Genomic DNA, 21,534 nt, shown 5'->3' with positions numbered 1-21,534 from the left:
AATMAAATCAAATTTATCAAATTTCATAATTTTAGATTCCTATAATTTCTATTTTAAATATATTTTATAGGAATTTTAAAATAACTAGGTTATGCAAGAAGTCTATTAAGATTTTAGATATCCTCTCTTCAAATTGGCATTGACATACAACGAGGTCCCCCACGTCCACGTGATAATTCAGCTGAATCAATAACGTGCACTTTAACACCAGCTTGTTTTAAAATTTCAATTGTAATTTGATTTCTTGAATAGGCAATCACTTCACCAGGACAAATTGTAATAACATTTGTCCCATCATTTCATTGTTCTCTTGTCTGTGCAATTGAATCTTCTCCACCACATTTAAAAATTTGAACTGGCTTACCAACTTCTTCTGATAAATAATCTTTAATTGTTTCTTTAATTTCTTTAACTCCATTTTTTGTAATTTCAAAAATTTTAAACTCACCCATTGCTTCAAAAATTAATGGATGTGCGATAAATTTATCATAATCAATATTAGTAAAACAGTATCTAAATGCATAAAAGCAAGATTTTTTGTTTTTAAATCTAATGCAATAACTTTTTCATAACTAACTGAATCATTTTCAATTAGATTTTTTGCTACTATTTTAATAGTTTCCATTGATGTCCTTTGTGAAACACCAATAATTAATGTTTTTGCATTTAAAACTAAAATGTTTCCATCTTCTAAAGTTTCTTTTTCATTACGATCATATCAAAAATTAATTTTTCTTTTAAAACGAGGGTGATGTCTTAAAACAACATCAGAAAATAATGTTTCACGATTTCTAGTAACCGTAAACATTTTATGAATAGTTGCTCCATTTTCAATTGATGCAAATGGATCACGTTGGAATAGAATATTTGGTATTGGATCAACCGCTAGCGGATAATTATCTGTAATTTCTACTCCTAACTCATATTTTGTTACCCCTGCTATCATTTTATTAACAAAAGCTTGATTATCTAATTTGCTTAAATAAGTACGTAACTTACTAATGTATTCTTCTTTTGCACCAGATTCTTTTAAAAACTGTTCTAGTAATTCTTGCCGCATTTTTGAATCAGTGTCTAAAACTTCAGCGACTAATTTTTCAATATACAACACCTCAACACCTAAGTTCCTAAAAGTTTGCGCAAAAAAGTCATGTTCTTTTTGTGCAACTGCTAAATCTGGTGTATCATCAAACAATAATCGTTCCAATAAATCTGGTGATAAATTAGCTAACTTATCACCAGGGCGATGTAACAATACTGTTTTTAATTACCTATTTCTGAATAAACATTAATACCATATTTTTCTGTCATGTTACTTGTCCTCTTTCTCTTTCTACGTCCATTTTTATTAAAATCCTTTAATAAAAATTAAAGATAAACATGCAAAACTAAAAAATGCAAATTGCTGTTAAATACACAGAATACCTATCAAATTGTAATGTCCTTTAATGCCATTTAAATAAATATACTTAAAATTGATTATGCTATCCTTTTATCAAATATATTTAAGCAATACACTTTTCGATATTGCATAAGTAAAAATGCCATTGTTTACTTTTTTTATCCTTATACTTTTATATTATTCTTTTTAATTTTAAAAACAAGTCTTTAAAGTTTTTTATTATTTTTTATCACTAGAAATAAAAAAAACAATAAATTTTTATTGTTTTGCTGTATTAATGATATTTGTTGCAGTTAAGATATTAATTAATAAATCATGTAAGCATTGAATAATTTGAACTAAAGGAACGACTTTATTACGATATTCTGTTGTTTTTTCAGCAATTTCTAATCGTTTTTCCGGACTTAATGCAATGACAAAATTATGATATGCTTGGACCTCTTCAATAATTTTTTCTTTATTAAATTCTGGTAATTTAATTTTTCCATCATTATAATCTTTTTCAATTTGATCAATATTTGCTAATTGTCCTTTTAACTTTTCTTCTTCTTTTTCAGGAGAAAAATCAGTTAACATAATATCACGTTGTAAAAATAAACCTAATTGATTTACTAAATTTCAAATTTCCAAGGCATCATTAGCATTATTAATCTCTTTTAAACATTTATCAAGCGCTGGGTCAAGATCTTTAATCTCATCATCATAAATTTTTGTTAACTCACCAATTTCTACTTTCATCATATTTACAAAAAGTTTATTTAAATCAACCGGACTAGCTTCTTTCGCACTAGTCATAAAATCATTTAAAAATCGTGGCAATGGAATAATTGCGTTAAATAATTTGCTTACTTCAATTAATGTTGTAACTTTTTTCTGATCAATTTCTTCTGGTTTTTTATCTTGTAAATATTCTGCTCTAATATCATCAAATAATGGTTTGATTTCTGTTTTCACAAAATTAAATAAATCTTCAAAATTAGTTTTAAACTTTGCTCCTGCTAAAAAAGCTTCTATTTTTGGATTTTTTTCCGCTGTGTCTTTTGCATAGTCTGTTTCAAAAAGATTAATATATTTTGTTAAATAACTCATCATTCCTTTTTCAACATCTGTTCAGAAATTACTCTGTTCTGTCATTTTTTATCCCTCTATTCTTCTATAATTTTTATGTATTTCAATTTTACCGTAAAATAAGAATTATTTAAACTTAATTTATTTTTTCTTGACTTTCTTTAATTTTCTGGTGGTTAACTAATAAATTATTTAAATTAACAACGAACGTTATTAATAAAGCAATAATGATACTTAACACAATTAAATATAAAAGATAATATTCTAACCGGCGAAAATCTTGAAAAAAATATGGTACATAGTAGTTATTTGCTGGCATACTATAATTTCACAATTTTTCATCAATTGGAGTTAATAATAAAGCGCCCTCCCGAACAGCAATAAAAATAGTATAAAAAATTGGATGAAGATGAAACTTATATAACTTTTGTAAATAAAAATTTTTATAATTAATACATTCTTTTTCTACCACAATGCAAAAATAAATAATGAAAATCGCGGGACACAATCAATGCTGCACTTTTGTACTAATTCAATAAATTGCGAGGCTATGCCAACTGGCAGTAAACTTTTCACCAGTAATGGCACCGATAACTGTCCCAAGTGTAAAAAATAAGAATGTTAACAAGGCAGCAAAGACAATGTATAAAATAAAAAACTGGTTTGTTACAAAATGACAATTTCGTAATTTTGTAAAGTAAATTAATCCTCCGAAGGCAAATAATAAAATTAAAAAATCAGTTTGGACACTTCATCAACTAACAAAATATCATAAATAACTTAATCAATTTAATTGATAATAAATTAAACTATAAAAATAAGTTAAGAGTAAAACAATAATTTCTAAGCTAAAGAGAATGCTACAAAACACTAAGTGTTTAATTCGTTCTGTTTTTTCCATCGTGCTCCTTTTGCTGATGATATTTATTATATAAAACATTTTTACTAATTTTATATTTATTTGCGACAAAATCAATTGCTTGTTTAACGCGATAATTTTGCTTTATAATTAATTGGTCAATTTCGGTAACTAAAATTTCATCTGCAATAACAGGAACTGGAAGATTCCCCGCTCCATCAACAATAAGGACATACTCACCAAAAGCAGCATTTTCTTCTTGTTGCAAAAACAAAAGCACTTCACTTAACTGTCCACGATATCATTGCTCATGAATTTTTGTAATTTCCTTACCAATGGCAATTTTACGCTCACCAAAAACTGATTTAACTATTTTTAATGTTTCTAAAATTCGATGCGGTGCTTCATAAAAAATAATAGGGTATGGAAATGATAGAAGTTGTTCTAACTCATTAATTTTTTTTGTTTTTGCTTTATTTAAAAAACCAAAAAATAAAAAATGGTGCGGATTAAGACCCGAACTAACAATGGCGTTTAAAGCAGCATTAGCACCACTAATCGGAATTACATCATAAGGATAATGTTCCAAAATATGGTTAACAGCATAATAACCTGGATCACTAATCAGTGGATAACCGGCATCACTAATAATTGCAATTGATAAGTTTTGTGCTAAATCATTTAACATTTCTGTTAAGCGTTGCATTTCATTTTCTTTATTTAAAGAAATTAACTGTTTTTTACAATTAAAATAATTTAATAGTTTAATTGTGTTCCGCGTATCTTCACAATAAATTTTTTGAACATCATGTTTAATAACTTCAATTGCTCGTGGTGTCATTTCTTGCAAATTACCAATTGGAGTTGCAATTAAGTAAATTTTCGGATTATTACTTTTAAAACTATATTGTTTAATTTTATTTGCCATTATAAAGACTCATTAATTTATCAAAACTAGTTGCTTTTTCTAAATATTGCACCATAATCTGATAAACTCTTTCTAATAAATCATTATTAATAAGTTCTAACTGACTAGGAGAAAATTTTCCTAGTACTCAGTTTCGGGTTGGGATTTGGACATCTTTACCAATTCCTAAACGAATCCGTAAAAAATTTTCACTACCTAGTTTTTGAATTAAATCTTTAATTCCATTATGACCAGCACTTGAACCATTCTTTTTTAACTTAATAAAATTGAAAGGAATATCTTTATCATCATAAATGACAATAATATCTTCTAATGTTAATTTATAAAATTGTTTAATTTGATAAACTGCAAATCCACTTAGATTCATAAAAGTCTGTGGTTGACAAAAAAGAACTTTCTCGTTGTTAATTGTTGTTTCTCATATTAAAGCATTAAAAGCATTTTTTGGCTTTGCTAAATTAAATTTATCTACCAACTTAGCAATGGCTAAAAAACCAATATTATGTCTTGTATAAGTATATTCATTACCTGGATTCCCCAAACCCACAATTAACTTCATTATCTCGCTCCTTTTTTAATTTAGCACTCGTTGATAAATCTGTTCAATATTTCGTAAAAAATAATTGTTATCAAATAATTTTTCTAATTTTGGTAAGGCTAAATACTTTGCTATATTATTATCAATTAAAACATTTTTAAAATCAAGTTGCTGTTGTTGTGCGATTAAAGTACATTTTTGAATAAAATCATAAACTTCTTCTCGTGAATAATTAGTTTCTTTCAAAATATTTGTTAAAACAACTTGACTAAAATAAATTTGATTGGCTTGTTGTAAATGTTCAATAATTTTATCCGGACTAACAACCAAATTATTAATAACACTGATCATTCGTTTCAATAAATAAACTACTAAATGATATGTATCGGGAATAATAATTCGTTCATTACTACTATGGGAAATATCACGTTCATGTCATAATAAGTTATTTCCAAATGTAACATTCATATTACTACGCACTAAACGAGCTAAGCCAGCAATATTTTCCGCACTAATTGGATTTTTTTTATGCGGCATTGAAGATGAACCTTTTTGACTTTTGCTAAATCCTTCCGCAATTTCAGCCACTTCTGAACGTTGGAAATGGCGAAATTCAAGCACCATTTTTTCTAACAAACTAGCAATTTGACTAAAACTTGTAAATAATGCAATATGATAATCACGTGATGTTACTTGCGTTGTAATTGGGTCAAGGTTTAGCCCTAATTGTTTTGCCACATATTCTTCAACTTGAACTTCAACATGCGCAAAATTACCAACTGAACCTGATATTTTTGCAACAGCAATTGCTGAGCCTGCAGCATCAAACCGCCTAATATTACGCTCTAATTCAGCATATCAAAGTAAAAATTTTAATCCTAATGAGGTTGGTTCGGCGAACATTCCATGGGTACGACCCATAATTAATTGATTTTTATAAGTAAGAGCTTTTTCTTTTAACGCTTCTTTTAATTCAAGCATATATTTTTTAACAATATAGTTTGATTCTTTAATCAAATAATTTTGACTAGTATCAACAATATCAGTTGATGTTAAACCATAATGAATTCATTTTTTTTCTGGTCCCAATGTTTCTGATAACATTCGAGTAAAAGCAACAACATCATGCTTTGTTTCAGCTTCCAGTTCTAACATTCGTGGTAAGTTTACTGTTAAATTAGTTTTAATTTTTTTAATATCTGTTGTGGGGATTAATCCTAATTGTGCCCATCCTTCACAAACCAATAATTCTACTTTTGCTCAGGTATTATATTTATTTTCATCACTTCAAATTTTTCCAATCTCTGGAACAAAATAACGTTCAATCATTAAAAAATCTCCTTATTCATTAAAATAGTTTGTTCACGGTCAGGACCAACAGAAAATAAACTAATTGGAACACCAACGATTTCTTCTAACTTCATTAAATATTGTTGAGCATTATGTGGTAAATTTTCAAATGTTGTAACATTACTAATGTCCTCATCTCAGCCTGGCATTGTTATTAAAATTGGTTTACACATCTCATATTCTTTAATTGTACTTGGAACATAATCAATTTGTTGTTCTTGATATTCATAGCCAATACAAATTTTTAATTCCTTAATAGTAGTTAAAACATCTAATAACATAATTGCCATACTAGTATAACCACTAATTCGCAGCGAATGTTTCATTAAAATACCATCAAATCATCCAATTCGACGCGCACGCCCCGATACAGTCCCATATTCACGTCCTGTTTCACGAATATATGTTTCAACTTCGCCAAAAATTTCTGATGGAAATGGCCCGGTTCCAACACGAGTATTATATGCTTTAACAATTCCTAAAACATTGTTAATATAACGCGGTGCAATCCCAACACCAACCGGAATTGAAGCTGCTGTTGGATTTGATGACGTAACAAAAGGATAAGTACCATGATCTAAGTCTAACATTACTCCTTGTGCGCCTTCAAACAAAACTTTTTGATGCGTATGAATTGCATTATCAACTAAAATTGAAGTATCAGTTACTAGTGTTTTAATTTGTTGAAATAATGCCAAATATTCTTTTCAAATTAATTTTGGGTCAAATCCTTCACTATTAAAAACTTTTGTTAAAACTTCATTTTTAAATTTTAAATTATTTTCTAATTTTTGTAAAAATCCTTTTTCATCAAATAAATCACCTAATCTAATCCCAATTCGTTCTGCTTTATCTTGATAACAAGGACCAATTCCTTTTTTTGTTGTTCCAATTGAATCTTTTTGGCGATACTCTTCTTGCAATTCATCAATTTTCATATGATATGGAAAAATTAAATGGGCACGATCACTAATTCGTAAATTTTTGCAATCAAAACCATGTTCTTGTAAATAATTAATTTCACTAACTAATTTACGTAAATTAACAACACAACCATTCCCAATTACATTAATTGATTTTTTATTAAAAACACCAGAAGGAACAATACTTAACTTATATTTTGTTCCTTTAATGACAATTGTATGTCCAGCATTATCACCACCAGCTCAACGAACAATAACATCTGCTTGTTGAGCAAAATAATCAGTAATTTTACCTTTTCCTTCATCACCCCACTGGCTCCCAACAATCGCTAGTGTTTGATAATTTGTACCACTCATAACTTATTTCCAACCTTTCTACGGTTTAATCTTAATATAAATCTACCTATTTTTTCAAATTTTTCATCTTATTTATTGTTAATTGCTGCTTGCACAAAACCATTAAATAATGGATTTGGTTTATTTGGTCGAGAAGTAAACTCCGGATGATATTGTGCAGCAAGATAAAAAGGATGACTCGGGATTTCAATAACTTCCACTAAGTTTTTCTCAGCATAAAGACCACTAAATACTAATCCCGCTTGTGCTAATTGTTCACGAAAATCATTATTAACTTCATAACGATGGCGATGACGTTCCAAAACCTCATCTTTCCCATATAACTTATGTGCTAATGTGTTTGGAACTAAAGTTGTCTTATAATTACCTAAGCGTAATGTTCCTCCTAAAGCATCAGTTTTATCTTTTCCACGAATAATATCAATAATTGCATTTTTTGTTTCTGTTAGTTCTGAAGAATTAGCATCCTGAATGTGACAAACATTACGGGCAAATTCAATTACAGCTGCTTGCATCCCAAAACAAATTCCAAAGAACGGAATGTTATTTTCACGAGCAAATTGACATGCTAAAATTTTCCCTTCAAAACCACGTTCACCAAAACCACCAGAAACCAAAATCCCTTTTGCATTTTTTAATAATTGGTGATAATTTTTTTTATTAATATCTTCGGCTTTAATTCAATCAATTTTAATTTTAACCTTATTTTCATATCCAGCAATTCGTAACGATTCACTAACTGATAAATAAGCATCTGGAAGTTCAATATATTTTCCAACTAATTTAATCTCAATTACTTCTTGTGAGTGATTAATTTTTTCAACAAATTGTTTTCATCCTGACATATCAGTTTTTGTGACTTTTAAGTTTAATAACTTGCTAATTACTATTTGAGCATTTTGTTCATACATTTTTAATGGTACTTCATAAATACTAGCAACATCAGTAGCTACTAAAACATTATTTTTTTCAATATTACAAAATAGCGCAATTTTTTCAAGGACATTATCTTCTAAAACTTGTTCAGTTCTAGCAACAACAATATGTGGTTGAATCCCTAGTGATAATAGTTCTCGCACTGAATGTTGCGTTGGTTTTGTCTTTGATTCTTTTGATGCTGCAATATATGGAACTAATGAAACATGCATATAAATAACATTTTCTCGTCCTTGTTCCATGCGAACTTGACGAATTGCTTCAATAAAAGGCAACGATTCAATATCCCCAACTGTCCCCCCAATTTCAGTAATAATAATATCTGCTTTTGATTTTGATGCCGCATGATAAACTTTCTTTTTAATTTCATTAGTAACATGGGGAACAACTTGAACTGTCCCACCTTCATATTCGCCACGGCGTTCTTTTTCAATTACATTTTTATATATTCGTCCTGAAGTGATATTTGATTCTTTTGTTAAATTTTCATCAATAAAACGTTCATAATGTCCTAAATCTAAATCTGTTTCAGCACCATCTGCTGTTACAAAAACTTCACCATGTTGATAAGGACTCATTGTTCCAGGGTCAACATTTAAATATGGATCAAATTTTTGCATAAAAACATTTAATCCACTTGCTTTTAATAAAACACCAATTGAAGAAGCTGTAATGCCTTTCCCTAAGCCACTGACAACTCCACCAGTTACAAAAATATATTTTGCCATTATCTTATCATCCTTTCATCCTCAAATTAAAAAGAGTTTAGAAATTAACAGGGTTGTCACTTCTAACACTCTTTAATCTTGGTATTAATTATTTTCTTCCATTTCTTTTTGAAGAGCTTTTCAGTCAATTTCTTCTGTAATACCCAATTTAGCTGCTACTGTTTCATCGTCATCATCAATAGAATAATTATTTTCAATTAAATCATCATCAACTTCTATTTCAACAAAATCATCTTCCTCGTTATCATCATCTTCCTCGTTATCATCATCATCATCTAATGTATCATCAAAATCAAGAGTATCAATTAATGATTCTTCTTCATCATTTTCCTCTTCATCTTCTTCATCTAAATCAATATCTTCAAATTCTTCTGTTGTTTCAAACTGGTCAGTATAATCATATTGTTTTTTAATTTCATCATATTTTAAGAATTCACGTAACCCTCACATACCTTCACTTGTCAACACAAAACGATTATCTAACACCAAATCAGTATATAATTCTGCAATGACATCTTCTTTGCTGGCTCCTTGGACTGTTACATCACTTTTTGATGCTATATCATTTCAAATATTTTCAAAAGTATCGCTATTTTTTTTCTTTTTTAAATATGAATACACTAATTCTAATAACTCTACATTATAGTTCATTAATTTAAACCTTTCTTATTAATTATTCTCATATTTTTCTCCAATTGAAAACCAAATTGTTGTTGCTGTCTTTTTACTATTATTTTTAAATGCTAAGACTTCTGAAACTTCCATAATGCATTTTATTCCTTTTGGTGTATCAATATAAATTGGTTTAGTATCACTATCATATAATTTAACTGGTTTTAGGTTATATTCAACCATAAAGTAATTATAATGGCTTTTATATTTTTTTATCAAATTATTTTTAATTTCTTCGAAATTTCTTTTTGCTGGGTTTATTTTTTGCAAAAAATTTCGTGTCGTGAACATTTTAATTAATGTAACTAAAATTTCATCATTTTCATTTTCTAACATTTTTAAATATGTAAATAATGTATAATCATCTAATGTACAATATTGATCTGGACTCATCATTTTTCCTTCCAACACTGGAATTAATAAAGTAATTATTACTTTATTTTTAAATTGATAATTGCTATGGTATAAATCATACAATCGTTTGAACATCATTTGGAAAGTTAAATCAAATCCAATGCTTAGTGGATGTAAATAAATTTGCTTATACATATGATAACGGCCAATTAAAAATGATTCAATTGCATACTGTACTTTTAACGGAAAAACAATCTTTTTATCTTTAATAAATAAATGCCGAATAATTCACTGTGTATCAACATGACTATAACCTACACCGCTTGTTTGTCCATCACGTAATAAATAATCCATTCGGTCAGCATCTAATTGTGAAGATACTAAAGATGATAAAACCCCGTCCGGCTGTTTACCTTCAATCATCATACATAGTTCATTAATTTCTTCTGGACTAAATTCAACCGCTAAGACTTTATTAATATTTGTTGTTGGATTTTTAATTAATAAAGACGAATAATTTTCATGACTAATATTCTGTTTTGTAACATGATTAGTCATTTCAAATGTATGTGAAAATGGACCATGACCAACATCATGCAGTAATCCTGCTAATTTAACCAATAATTGTTCATGCGTACTATACATTTCTTGAAAACTTGCTGTTTCTAACATTTTACTAACTAAATGATAAACACCAATACAATGTGAAAAACGCGTATGCGACGCACTTGGAAAAACAAATTGTCCCCCTGCTAATTGACTAATGCGACGCAAGCGTTGAAATTCTGGAGTGTTAATTAATTTTACGGTAATTTCTTCATTAATTTCAATATCGCCATGAACACTATCTCGGATTGTTAGTGGTAATTTCATTTTTTCGTTATTGTAATTTAGTAATATTATTAATTACTTGTTCTTTCCCTAATAAATAAATAACCTTGTCTAGTTCTGGTCCATGTTCTTGATGAGAAGTAAAAATTCTAATTGGCATAAATAAATTCTTTCCTTTCATAGCATATTGTTCCCCCATTTTACTAATTAATTGCTTAATATTTGGTTCATCTCAAACTGGCAATTGACTTAACGCTGTTTTAAAAGATGTTATCATTTCTTCATAACCGCTCAATTCTGTTAACACTGCTTGTGTTGCCATTGATAACTTTGTTGTTGGTTCAAAAAATGGTTTTGTTAAGGTCACAATTTCTGCCCCATATTGAAGTTCTTTTTTATAAATTAATAATAACATATTTACTCATTCTGGTGTTTTTTTTGTTAAATCATAGCTTTCTGCTAAAAAAGGTCGAACAAAAGTTAGATAATCCTCATCATCCATTGCTTTAAGATAATAATTATTCATTCAAGTTATTTTTTTAACATCAAACATACTTGGCGATTTACTAAACCGCGTTTCATCAAAAATTTTAATTAATTCATCATGACTAAAAATTTCAACAGTGCCCGGAGGCGATCATCCTAATAAACTAATAAAATTAAAAATTGCTGTTGGTAAATATCCTAATGTTCGATATTGGCTAATAAATTGCATTAAATGACTATCTCGTTTTGACAACTTTTTATGTTGCTCATTAACAATTAAGGTTAAATGAGCAAAAATTGGTGGCTTAGCATTAAATGCTTCGTAAATCATTAATTGTTTTGGTGTATTAGAAATATGTTCTTCTCCCCGAACAACATGACTAATTTCCATTAACATATCATCAATTACGACCGCAAAATTATAAGTTGGAATTCCATTTGATTTTAAAATAACTCAATCGCCAAGATCTTTTCCTTCAAAATGAACAGGACCGCGGACTAAATCATTAAAATCATAACTTGCTTCATCAGGAACGAAAAAACGTAAATTATATGGGGTTTGTTTTGCTAATTTTTCAGCAATTTGTTCAGAAGTTAATTGTCAACATTTGCGATTATAACGTGGTGAAAGATATCCTTTTGCCAATTGTGCTTCACGGTCTTTTTCAAGTTCAGCTGGTGTACAAAAACAATAATATGCTTTTTTTGTTGTTAATAATTTTTGCGCATATTTTTGATAAAGTTCTAACCGTTCTAATTGTCGATATGGTCCATAAAACCCTGGGCGATCAATTGTTTCATCTGGTTCAATTCCTAATCAACGTAAATTATCTAATTGTGACGCAATCGCTCCTTCAACATTTCGTTCAATATCTGTATCTTCAATTCGTAGAACAAAAACACCATCATAATGTTTTGCAAATAAATAATTAAATAATGCTGTTCTTGTATTACCAATATGTAAAAATCCCGTTGGACTTGGTGCGTAACGTAATCTGACTTTTTGTTTCATTTTAATCCCCCATTCTAACTTTTGACCTAATCATTTTGCTTTAAAAGTAATAATGTTGTATAACTTTGGATAATATTTGGAAAATTTTGTTCAGTAGTTGTTGCTTTTAAGTTAATTTTTTCAGCCGTAATTTGTAATAATTTTTGTAAATTAGTTTTAATTGCTTTTTTATGCTTTTGCAAGTGTGGTTCATCAATAATAATTGTTGCATCAATATTACTAATTTCATAATTCTGTTCAGTCATTAATGTTAATGCTTTTTTTAAAATTAATTGTGAATTAAGTTTTTTATTTGTTTCATCAAACCATTCTCCTAAATCACCTAATCCTAAGGCTCCAATAATTGCTTCACTAATTGTATGTAACAAAATATCACCATCAGAAACAGCTTCAATTTGGTATTGGCATGGAATAAAAATTCCCCCTAAATAAAAACCAGTTCCTACTTTTAAATTATGTAAATCATAACTATTGCCAATTCGCATTATTATTTCTCCCTAAACATTAAATTTAAAAAAACATATATCGCCGTCTTGCATAACATAAGTTTTTCCTTCGCTTCGTAACCGACCATTTTCTTTTACAGCTTTTTCACTACCATATTGCACTAAATCATCATATGAATAAACTTCTGCTCGAATAAAACCACGTTCAAAGTCAGAATGAATGATTCCTGCACACATTGGTGCTGTTGCTCCTTTTTTAAAAGTCCATGCTCGTACTTCTTGCTTGCCAGCAGTAAAAAATGTTTGTAAACCTAATAAAGCATAAGATTTTTTAATTAATTGACTTAAACCAGCTTCTTTAATGCCATAATCAGCCATTAATAATTTCCGATCATCTGGTTCTAATGCTGATAATTCTTCTTCAATTTTAGCACAAATAACAACGACTTCAATTGCTTGTTGTTGAGCATATTCTTTAACTGTTTTAACATAAAAATTATCTGGTTGGTTTAAATCACTTTCTGCAACATTAGCAACATAAATAAAAGGTTTAATTGTTAATAAATTAAAATTCTTTACTACTTTTAGTTCATCATCTGATAATGTTAAATCTTTTAATAATTTATTTTGTTCTAATCCTGTTGCTAACTTTAATAATAATTCATACTCAAAAACATCTTCTTTTTGTTTTAAAGTTTGTGCTTTTTTGCTAATTTTATCAATTCGTTTTTTAATTTGTTCTTGGTCAGAAATAATTAATTCTAAATTAATAATTTCAATATCACGAATTGGATCAATTGTTCCTTCAACGTGGGTAATATCTTTATTATCAAAACAACGGATGACCATACAAATTGCATCAGTTTCGCGAATATTTTGCAAAAAAGCATTTCCTAAACCTTCACCTTTACTAGCTCCCGCAATTAATCCAGCAATATCATAAAATTCAAAGGTACTATGAATTGCTTTGTGCGGAGCACAAAGAGTAATTAAAGTATCCATTCGTTCATCAGGAACTTCTACCGTTCCAACATTTGGATTAATTGTTGCAAATGGATAATTAGCTGCTTCAACTTGTGAATTTGTAATTGCGTTAAATAAAGTTGATTTACCAACGTTTGGTAAACCAACTATTCCCATTTTTAATGCCATTATGTTCTTCCTTACTATTAATTAATCATCAATTAAACCTAATAATTCTAAAATACGGTTTAAATCTTTAATTCCAATATACTTGATAATAATTTTGTCAGTATCAACAACTACTTTTGTTCCTAATTTTCGCATTATTTTATTTTCCAAAAATTCATTAACAACTCGTTTTGATGAATCCTTCTCTGAATTTTCAATTAATGGTTTCGTTATTTTTGGATTATATTCTTTGACCAATTCTTCAACCTGACGCGCATTTAAACTTAAATTAATAATCTTATTAATAATATTTTTTAATTCATTTTTGTCAACATTTAAACTAATTAATGGTTTAACTTGCCCCATTGTTACTTTATTTTCTAATAACAAGATTTGCACTTCAGTTGGTAAATTTAATAATCGCATCGTATTTGTGACATGACTTCGTGATTTTCCAATTCGTTGTGCTAATTCTTCTTGGGTTAATCCTAGTAACTCAATTAATTCTTTATAAGCATTAGCTTCTTCAATTGAATTTAAATCAACCCGTTGAATGTTTTCAATTAAAGCAACTTCTTTCATCTGCTGATCATTAAAATCAACAACAATTGCTGGAATTGTTGTTAATCCTGCTAATTTGGCAGCCCGACTACGACGCTCTCCGGCAACTAAATAATAACCATTATTCGTTTTTTTTACAATAATAGGTTGAATTAAACCATATTCTTTAATTGACTGTGCTAATTCTGTTAATTCTTCTTCATTAAAATTTTTGCGGGGTTGATGCGGATTAGGAAAAATTTCCGCTAATACAATTTCATTCGCTGTCTCTTTTAATGCATCATTGCTTTCAATCCCTTTAATTACTTCGTTGATTCCTTCACCAAAAATTTTATCTAGCCCTTTTGAACTTAATCGACTCTTAGTATTACTTGTCATTGTTTGCCAATACCTCTCTCGCTAATTCTTCATAAGCAACTGCCCCTGCACCACCTTTATCATATTCAAAAATACTCAAACCATGTGATGGTGATTCACTAATTTTAACATTTCTTGGAATATGTGTTCGATAAACTTTTTCATTAAAATATTTTTTAACTTCTGTCATAACTTCAAATGATAATTTTGTTCGTGAATCAAACATTGTTAAAACAATTCCTTCAATTGTTAAACTTTCATTAAACATTTTTTGTACAAAATGAATTGTTGTTAATAACTGTGCCAAACCTTCTAAAGCATAATACTCTGCTTGAATTGGAATTAAAACAGAATCAGCACAAGCTAGTGCGTTTCGATTAATTAATCCTAAGGAAGGGGGACAATCAATTAAAATAAAATCATACTTATCACGAACCGGTTTAATCCGCTCTAATAAAATGCTTTGGTTATCTTCTGTTTTTTCCATCAAATAAATATCTGCTCCCGCTAATGAAATAGTTGCTGGTGCTAAATCAACATTAATCATAATATTTGAAATAATAATATTTTTTAATGGGATTTGTCCAACTAAAACATCATACATACTTTCATGAATTTCTTCTTTATTAGCACCTGTCCCCGTTGTTGCATTTCCTTGGGGATCAATATCCACTAATAAAATCTTTCGTCCAGTACGTGCCAATCCGGCCGCTAAGTTAATCGAAGTTGTTGTTTTACCAACGCCACCTTTTTGGTTTGTGATTGCAATAATTTTTCCCATAATTGTCCTTTCTGTTCCGTTGCATCTGATAATTTTATACATTATTATTATATAACACTTTATCCAATTGGAAATTTTTTTATTTGATTAAACCGACGAGGATATGGTTCTGCAGTTGCCTCTGTTTTAATAAAATAACAAATGTTCCGTTCACCAAGTTGTGGAATCTTTTCATGTTGAATTTTTTCTAATTTTAAATTTAAAACTGATAAAGTTTTTTGCGCTGCTTGTAATTCAGCCTTAACATTTGGCCCTTTATAACAAATAATCCTTTCCGATGTTTTAACCATTCGCACTACTAATTCTAAAAGCACCCCTAAATTAGCAACAGCACGAGAAACAACAAGTTCAAAAGATTCAGCATGCTCTCGACTATATTCCTCTGCTCGAGCATGAATAATTTCAACATTTTTTAATTGTAACTTCATCACTAATCGTTGTAAAAATAAGCATCGTTTTTCTAATGCTTCAATAATTGTTAATTTAATTGTTGGGCAAAGAATTTTTAAAACCAGCCCTGGAAAACCAGCCCCACTGCCAACATCACTAACTGTCATCTCCTTTGACAATGAGAATTCTTTTAATAATAATCCTGAATCAAGAAAATGTTTAATATAAACCTCGTCTTCATTAATAATTGTAGTTAAATTCATAATTTGGTTTTGTTCAACTAAATATTGATAATATAATTGTAACTGTTTTTCTTGCTCAGGTGTAATTTCTAATTCTGGTAACGCTGTTTTAATTAATTTAATCATCAATATCCCCCTAGAATTTTTAATTTCTTTTAACATTATAACAATATATATGGTAATATATAAACATTTAAAAAATAATTGAGAGGATTATGAAATGAATAAAAAAGCCTTAATTGTGGTTGATTATCAAAATGACTTTGTTGATTCTAAAGGAGCGTTATATTTTCCAGGAGTAGAAAAATTATATGAAAAAATTGTTGCTTTAATTGATCAATTTCATCAGAATGGTGATTTAGTTATTGCGACAAAAGATTTTCATCCTAATAATCATTGTTCGTTTGCTAAATGAGGTCCACATTGCATTGCAAATACATTTGGCAGTGAATTATATAAATTAACTACATCGCAATTTGACCATATTATTTTAAAAGGAACACAACAAGATTTTGATAGCTACAGTGGTTTTTTTAGTGATAATCATACTTCAAATGGATTACATGAATTTCTTTAAGAACACAAGGTTACTAACTTAGTCATTGTTGGTGTTGCTACAGATGTTTGCATATCAGCAACACTTTTTGATGCTATTAAATTAAACTATCATGGTATTATTGACTTAAATGCTAGTGCTGGACTTAAACCACAAATCATTTTTTTAAAAAAACTATTATGAATAAACAACATAATAGTTTTTTTAAAAATCATCATCATCACCATTACTTAGAATCAATATTTTTGACACGCACAATTGTTTCACTATTTGGTAATTGACCAATTCGCCCTTTACTACTTCCTTTTCATTTCACTTGATAGTATATAATTCCTTGAGCATGTAATAGCTTTAAGATTTCAATTCAATTATATAGTTCACCACGATACATTCATCGTTTCTCACTATGTGCTTTCACTAAATCTCGATTATAAAAACTATGCGGATGTGATCACATCCTAATTTGCCGAATTGTATTTTCTCGTTTTGAAACAATTTCTAAATTTTCTGCTCGATTATCACGAGGATTACCATTAATATGATCAATTGTCATATTTGGCGGAACTGAACCAATAAATAACTCAACAACCAACTTATGTAATGGCCTTGTTTTTGTTTTTCCATCTTCACAACGACGAATTAAATAATAATTAGTATTTTTTGGCTTCTTTAATTCCTTAACTTTCTTTGTTACAATATTACGAACACGCCCCATATTGCTAATCTCAAGATAAGGAAATTCCCGGTGAACCTTTCAAATTTCTGCTTTTTTTGCTTTATTCATTTTGACCTCTTATTTTTTCGAAACTGCTTTATGATCTGTAATATAAAATCGATATGGTTTTAATTTAAAATTTGTTGCATATTCAATGTTGACCCGTGGTGTAGTTGTAATTTCAATTGCAGTTGGTGCTGTATCTTCGGCAAGATATAAAACTGCACTTTCTAGCAGAGAAAGTCCATCATCAGCTTTAGTAATTTTTAAATAGCGTGATAACTTCCCAGGACCATTTGCTAACCGTGGTGTTGAAACAAAGTCAGGAACAGTTTCATCAATAATAATTTCACCAGCGCGTAATAAAACTGCACTTGGAAAATCAACTTGGTCAGTAACAATATTAAAACAATGATACATCCCATAAATGAGAAAAACATGTGCAAAGCCACCTTTTCAAAAAAGTGTTTCATTACGAGAACTACGTTTATTGTTAAAACCATGATTAGCATCATCTTCGGATCCATCATAAGCTTCAGTTTCAATAATTTTACAAATAATTTTTTTCCCATCAATAATTCGAACTAAATATTTTCCTAATAGTTCGCGTGCAACAACAACAGCATTTCGCATAAAAAAAGTATCCTCAGTTAAACGGTATACATTTATCATTTTAAAAAAAACATAACAAAAATTAATATTAATTTGCTATGCTAACCTAACCAATTTTTTTACATTGGTCAAATTTAACTTCAGTAGGTGTCAAACGACCAAACATTTCTAAATTTACTATCGCAATCCCTTTTGAAGTATCAATTTTTGTTACTTGTCCTTCCATATCAGTAAAAGTTCCTGATAAAATTCGAACATAATCATTCACTTCAAAGTTTGCCACAAATACTTTTTTAACTTTTTTCCCTTGCTGTGTTGTTGTTTTTTTAGCTGCCAATGATTTTGAAAGCATTGTCCTTGCTTCTTGATCTGTTAAAGGAAAAGGTTTTGTTCCTCGCCCTGATGAGCCAATAAATCCAGTAACCCCTGTTGTGTTCCGAACAATATATCAAGTTTCATCGTTCATAATCATATTAATAAAAATATAACCTGGATAAACATTTTTTTCTTTTTCTATTAGTTTTCCACCTTTTTTGGCTGAAACTATCTCTTTTACAACTCTAATATCAAAAACAACATCTTTCATATTTAATGATTCTACCCGTTGAATTAAGTCATCACGAACACGGTCTTCATGTCCAGAATAACAATTAATTACATATAATTTTCCAGGATACTTTGTAAAATCTTCTAAAGTTTCTCTGTCTTCACTTTTATCATTATCAATGATTTCATCTGTTATTGTGTTTTTTCCTAACATTACCTTACTTTACTCCTTTTAAACTTATCTATTATATAATGCGAGCAACAGTTAGTAAATGATGTAAAACTAAATCTAATACTAAATAAAACACCGCAAAAGCAATAATAAATAAAATTGTGATTAAAAACTTGCGTCCTAAACTACCCTTACTTGTTCATCGAATTCTTGTGACTTCTTTTGCCATTTTAACAGGAAATTCACGAAAAGCTAATTTTCAATTTGTTTTTTTACTTTTATTTGAATTTTTACGCTTAAAAAGACCTTTTTTAATTGGTTCACCATTCTCATTAACCTCTGGTGTTGTGCTTACTTTTTTTGTCCCAACTTGAATTGGTGCTGTTTTACTTGCTTTTTTTTGAAAAATTAGCGCTGCTTTTTCATTTTTCTTTTGAATTTTTAACGCTTTTTTTTCTTCTTTTGTTAAAACAGTTTTAACATTCTTTTTTGATTTTTCATTTTTTTTCATTGCAAACACCTCTACCTTGTTTCTTTATGTTTAATATGTTTATTACATGTTTTACAAAACTTATTTATTTCTAATCGTTCTTTTTGTGTCATTTTGTTTTTAAATGTTGTATAGTTTCGATTTAAACATTCTGAACATACTAATATAATCTTTTCGCGCATAATATTCACCATAATTAATTATAGTATATTAATAACAATATTCATATACTTAATTAACTATTTTTGTAAAAATCTCTTGTTTTTTGCATAATTCGTTGCATTGCATTATCAACTTGCCGATAATTTAACCCTAATAAGTGGTGAATATTATAAATATTTTCACCAGCAAATCATAACCGAAATACTTCTTTTTCTAATGGTGATAATCGTTGATAAAATATTTTAATAATTTGTTTTTGTTCATCAAAACAAGCAATTTTATTTGAAAAATTTTCATCTTGATTAGTAATATTTTCATTAGTTAATTTAATGTAATAATTTAAAACTTTATTTTTTAAATTAAAAAATTGACGAATTTGTTTATGAATATCTCATGTGTAACGTTGAAAAATAAAGTCTTTTAATTTTTTTGACGAATGGGGATTATACATTTTGGCACTTTCTAATACTGAAAAATACTTTAAACTTTCTAAATCAGCTAATTCAATTGGTAAACCAAAATACTTATAAAAAGTTCGGCGCTTAACATCTTCTAGAAAGGGTACATATAATTTATATAAACTAAATAATGCTGTTTGATTATGACCTTCTTGAAATAAATAAAGTAATTCATATTCATTCATCGTAACAATAGTCAAATCCTTTCTAAATTAAATTTTATTGTTGCAACATTTTAATTTGATAAATTAAAATAGCACTAGCAACCGATACATTTAAAGAATCAAGATGACCTGTTGTTGGAATATAAATATTAAAATCAGAATGCTTTAATAATTTTGCGCTAATCCCTGTTCCTTCATTCCCTACGATTAGACAAATTGGCGTATCATATTTTAATTCAATTACATTGTGGGCTGTTATAGTTAAACTTGTTGCATAAATTCAAAACCCTTGTTTTTTTAAATATTCAATTGCATTAGTTAAATTATTTACTCGACAAACTGGAACATAATTAAAAGCACCTGCAGAGGTTTTGGCAACAGTAGCATTAATATCAACTTGGCGTTTTTCTAGAATAATAACCCCATCAACATTAAACAAATCACAAGTACGCAAAATTGCCCCAAAATTATGTGGGTCAGAAATTTGATCAAGGACTAATAAAAATGGATGTCTATTTTGTAATGCTTTTGTTGTTATTGCAGTTAATAAATAATTTTCTGGCTTGCAAATTTCCAATACCAGACTTTGATGCTTACTAGTTTGTACAAGAGTTGTCATTTTATCTGTTGAACAAAAGACAACTTTAATTTGACGACTTTTAGCTAGTTTCAAATAATAATCATTATTTTTCCCTTGTAGTAATAAATAAAGTTTATTAATTTTCACTGCTGGATTTAGTAATGACTCCACAACAGGATTAATTCCGTAAATGTATATATATTCTTGCATATTTTCTTCCTTTTCCTGTTTTATTATTCATAACCTATATTAATAAATTTCTTTATAAGTATTATAATTTAATTTGATATTTTTTAATAGTTTCATTTATTTTTTTTATTGCCCGAGAATAAAGTGCTAAATTTTTCTCTGGTTTATTTTTAAACTTAGTTGTTAAAGTTGGCATAATGCCAAGATTTGCTTTCATTGGTTTTAAATCTCGTTGTTTTGGATTTGTAACATAGTTGACTAATGCTCCTAACACAGTTTCTGAAGGAAATTTAATTAATGGTAAATCCATTACATATTGATAGACATTTAAAGCACATAATAAACCTGCTGCCGCTGATTCTAAATAACATTCTACCCCAATAATTTGACCAGCAAAAAAAATATTATTATTTTGTTTATATTGTAAAAATCTTTAATTTTGTCGAAAACTCTTGATATTTATAAAATATACCTAAAATTAGGTATATTTTTAATATATGGAGGTAAATAATTAATGAAAAAAATAATTACAGAATTA

General features: G+C 28.5%; 24 protein-coding genes and 3 pseudogenes. 2 read left to right on the top strand and 25 right to left on the bottom strand.

Going from position 1 to position 21,534, the window contains the following annotated elements; all coding sequences use genetic code 4:
- Positions 1 to 113 precede the first annotated feature (113 nt).
- The 16 genes and pseudogenes from EHV01_RS00470 to rsmG all read right to left on the bottom strand — a co-directional run bounded on the left by EHV01_RS00470 (position 114) and on the right by rsmG (position 16,478).
- Positions 114 to 1,311: pseudogene (locus EHV01_RS00470) on the bottom strand (arginine deiminase).
- Between the two features lie 349 nt (positions 1,312 to 1,660).
- Complete coding sequence (locus tag EHV01_RS00465; protein WP_400248506.1) at positions 1,661 to 2,536, bottom strand: hypothetical protein; 876 nt, start codon at positions 2,534 to 2,536, stop codon at positions 1,661 to 1,663.
- Between the two features lie 70 nt (positions 2,537 to 2,606).
- Entirely contained in the window at positions 2,607 to 3,371 is a 765-nt protein-coding gene (locus EHV01_RS00460) for a hypothetical protein (protein ID WP_422065719.1), read from the bottom strand.
- On the bottom strand, positions 3,349 to 4,257 hold the full coding sequence (gene rsmI / locus EHV01_RS00455; RefSeq protein ID WP_422065718.1) for a 16S rRNA (cytidine(1402)-2'-O)-methyltransferase: 909 nt from the start codon (positions 4,255 to 4,257) through the stop codon (positions 3,349 to 3,351). Before rsmI ends, EHV01_RS00460 begins: the two co-directional genes overlap by 23 nt.
- A complete protein-coding gene (pth, locus tag EHV01_RS00450; RefSeq protein WP_422065717.1) occupies positions 4,247 to 4,816 on the bottom strand; it encodes an aminoacyl-tRNA hydrolase in 570 nt (189 codons plus the stop codon). The genes rsmI and pth overlap by 11 nt, the downstream gene beginning before the upstream one ends.
- Positions 4,817 to 4,831: 15 nt before the next feature.
- Positions 4,832 to 6,124: an adenylosuccinate lyase gene (purB, locus tag EHV01_RS00445; protein WP_422065716.1), complete on the bottom strand. Its 1,293-nt coding sequence runs from the start codon at positions 6,122 to 6,124 to the stop codon at positions 4,832 to 4,834.
- Positions 6,124 to 7,425, bottom strand: coding sequence for an adenylosuccinate synthase (locus EHV01_RS00440; protein WP_422065715.1), 1,302 nt, complete (start codon positions 7,423 to 7,425; stop codon positions 6,124 to 6,126). The genes purB and EHV01_RS00440 overlap by 1 nt, the downstream gene beginning before the upstream one ends.
- A 68-nt stretch (positions 7,426 to 7,493) precedes the next feature.
- Positions 7,494 to 9,089: a CTP synthase gene (locus tag EHV01_RS00435; RefSeq protein ID WP_422065714.1), complete on the bottom strand. Its 1,596-nt coding sequence runs from the start codon at positions 9,087 to 9,089 to the stop codon at positions 7,494 to 7,496.
- Between the two features lie 84 nt (positions 9,090 to 9,173).
- The gene (gene rpoE / locus EHV01_RS00430; protein ID WP_422065713.1) at positions 9,174 to 9,740 is read right to left on the bottom strand and encodes a DNA-directed RNA polymerase subunit delta; all 567 of its coding nucleotides are present in this window, start codon (positions 9,738 to 9,740) and stop codon (positions 9,174 to 9,176) included.
- A gap of 18 nt (positions 9,741 to 9,758) precedes the next feature.
- The gene (locus EHV01_RS00425; RefSeq protein ID WP_422065712.1) at positions 9,759 to 10,988 is read right to left on the bottom strand and encodes an HD domain-containing protein; all 1,230 of its coding nucleotides are present in this window, start codon (positions 10,986 to 10,988) and stop codon (positions 9,759 to 9,761) included.
- A 7-nt stretch (positions 10,989 to 10,995) separates the two neighbouring features.
- Positions 10,996 to 12,444: a glutamate--tRNA ligase gene (gene gltX, locus EHV01_RS00420; RefSeq protein WP_422065711.1), complete on the bottom strand. Its 1,449-nt coding sequence runs from the start codon at positions 12,442 to 12,444 to the stop codon at positions 10,996 to 10,998.
- A 26-nt stretch (positions 12,445 to 12,470) separates the two neighbouring features.
- Positions 12,471 to 12,929, bottom strand: a complete 459-nt coding sequence (gene ispF, locus EHV01_RS00415) for a 2-C-methyl-D-erythritol 2,4-cyclodiphosphate synthase (protein WP_415745556.1) — start codon at positions 12,927 to 12,929, stop codon at positions 12,471 to 12,473.
- 12 nt (positions 12,930 to 12,941) lie between these two features.
- A complete protein-coding gene (gene ychF, locus EHV01_RS00410; RefSeq protein WP_422065710.1) occupies positions 12,942 to 14,042 on the bottom strand; it encodes a redox-regulated ATPase YchF in 1,101 nt (366 codons plus the stop codon).
- A gap of 21 nt (positions 14,043 to 14,063) precedes the next feature.
- The gene (locus tag EHV01_RS00405; RefSeq protein ID WP_422065709.1) at positions 14,064 to 14,960 is read right to left on the bottom strand and encodes a ParB/RepB/Spo0J family partition protein; all 897 of its coding nucleotides are present in this window, start codon (positions 14,958 to 14,960) and stop codon (positions 14,064 to 14,066) included.
- Positions 14,950 to 15,720, bottom strand: coding sequence for a ParA family protein (locus tag EHV01_RS00400; RefSeq protein WP_422065708.1), 771 nt, complete (start codon positions 15,718 to 15,720; stop codon positions 14,950 to 14,952). Before EHV01_RS00400 ends, EHV01_RS00405 begins: the two co-directional genes overlap by 11 nt.
- Before the next feature lie 59 nt (positions 15,721 to 15,779).
- Entirely contained in the window at positions 15,780 to 16,478 is a 699-nt protein-coding gene (gene rsmG / locus EHV01_RS00395) for a 16S rRNA (guanine(527)-N(7))-methyltransferase RsmG (RefSeq protein WP_422065707.1), read from the bottom strand.
- A gap of 94 nt (positions 16,479 to 16,572) precedes the next feature.
- Between rsmG and EHV01_RS00390 the strand changes: the two genes are divergently transcribed.
- On the top strand, positions 16,573 to 16,929 hold the full coding sequence (locus EHV01_RS00390) for an isochorismatase family protein (RefSeq protein ID WP_422065706.1): 357 nt from the start codon (positions 16,573 to 16,575) through the stop codon (positions 16,927 to 16,929).
- A gap of 12 nt (positions 16,930 to 16,941) precedes the next feature.
- A pseudogene (locus tag EHV01_RS00385) lies at positions 16,942 to 17,142 on the top strand (isochorismatase family protein); the annotation flags it as partial.
- Here EHV01_RS00385 and EHV01_RS00380 read toward each other — a convergent pair.
- From EHV01_RS00380 to EHV01_RS00340, 9 genes and pseudogenes are all read right to left on the bottom strand, one after another.
- Positions 17,135 to 17,692 (bottom strand): HNH endonuclease signature motif containing protein, encoded by a 558-nt coding sequence (locus EHV01_RS00380; RefSeq protein ID WP_422065705.1) that lies wholly within the window; start codon positions 17,690 to 17,692, stop codon positions 17,135 to 17,137. The pseudogene EHV01_RS00385 and the gene EHV01_RS00380 overlap by 8 nt on opposite strands.
- Positions 17,693 to 17,701: 9 nt before the next feature.
- Entirely contained in the window at positions 17,702 to 18,295 is a 594-nt protein-coding gene (locus tag EHV01_RS00375; RefSeq protein ID WP_422065704.1) for a DNA-3-methyladenine glycosylase, read from the bottom strand.
- Between the two features lie 46 nt (positions 18,296 to 18,341).
- Positions 18,342 to 18,995 carry a transcription termination/antitermination protein NusG gene (nusG, locus tag EHV01_RS00370; protein ID WP_422065703.1) on the bottom strand — a complete coding sequence of 218 codons (654 nt, stop codon included), beginning with the start codon at positions 18,993 to 18,995 and terminating at the stop codon, positions 18,342 to 18,344.
- Between the two features lie 31 nt (positions 18,996 to 19,026).
- Entirely contained in the window at positions 19,027 to 19,464 is a 438-nt protein-coding gene (gene secE, locus EHV01_RS00365; RefSeq protein ID WP_422065702.1) for a preprotein translocase subunit SecE, read from the bottom strand.
- Between the two features lie 11 nt (positions 19,465 to 19,475).
- Positions 19,476 to 19,625 carry a 50S ribosomal protein L33 gene (gene rpmG / locus EHV01_RS00360; RefSeq protein WP_422065701.1) on the bottom strand — a complete coding sequence of 50 codons (150 nt, stop codon included), beginning with the start codon at positions 19,623 to 19,625 and terminating at the stop codon, positions 19,476 to 19,478.
- Between the two features lie 53 nt (positions 19,626 to 19,678).
- The gene (locus EHV01_RS00355; RefSeq protein WP_422065700.1) at positions 19,679 to 20,248 is read right to left on the bottom strand and encodes an RNA polymerase subunit sigma; all 570 of its coding nucleotides are present in this window, start codon (positions 20,246 to 20,248) and stop codon (positions 19,679 to 19,681) included.
- A 34-nt stretch (positions 20,249 to 20,282) separates the two neighbouring features.
- A complete protein-coding gene (rlmB, locus tag EHV01_RS00350) occupies positions 20,283 to 21,017 on the bottom strand; it encodes a 23S rRNA (guanosine(2251)-2'-O)-methyltransferase RlmB (protein WP_422065699.1) in 735 nt (244 codons plus the stop codon).
- A 61-nt stretch (positions 21,018 to 21,078) separates the two neighbouring features.
- Positions 21,079 to 21,306: a hypothetical protein gene (locus EHV01_RS00345; RefSeq protein WP_422065698.1), complete on the bottom strand. Its 228-nt coding sequence runs from the start codon at positions 21,304 to 21,306 to the stop codon at positions 21,079 to 21,081.
- Between the two features lie 9 nt (positions 21,307 to 21,315).
- Positions 21,316 to 21,423 (bottom strand): annotated as a pseudogene (locus tag EHV01_RS00340) (FAD-dependent oxidoreductase); the annotation flags it as partial.
- Positions 21,424 to 21,534: the final 111 nt, after the last annotated feature.

It is taken from the genome of Spiroplasma sp. hy2, assembly GCF_044714365.1.
Lineage (GTDB): Bacteria > Bacillota_I > Bacilli_A > Mycoplasmatales > Mycoplasmataceae > Spiroplasma > Spiroplasma phoeniceum.
Note: the sequence above shows the minus strand (reverse complement) of the source record. Positions and strands in the feature narration are given on the sequence as shown.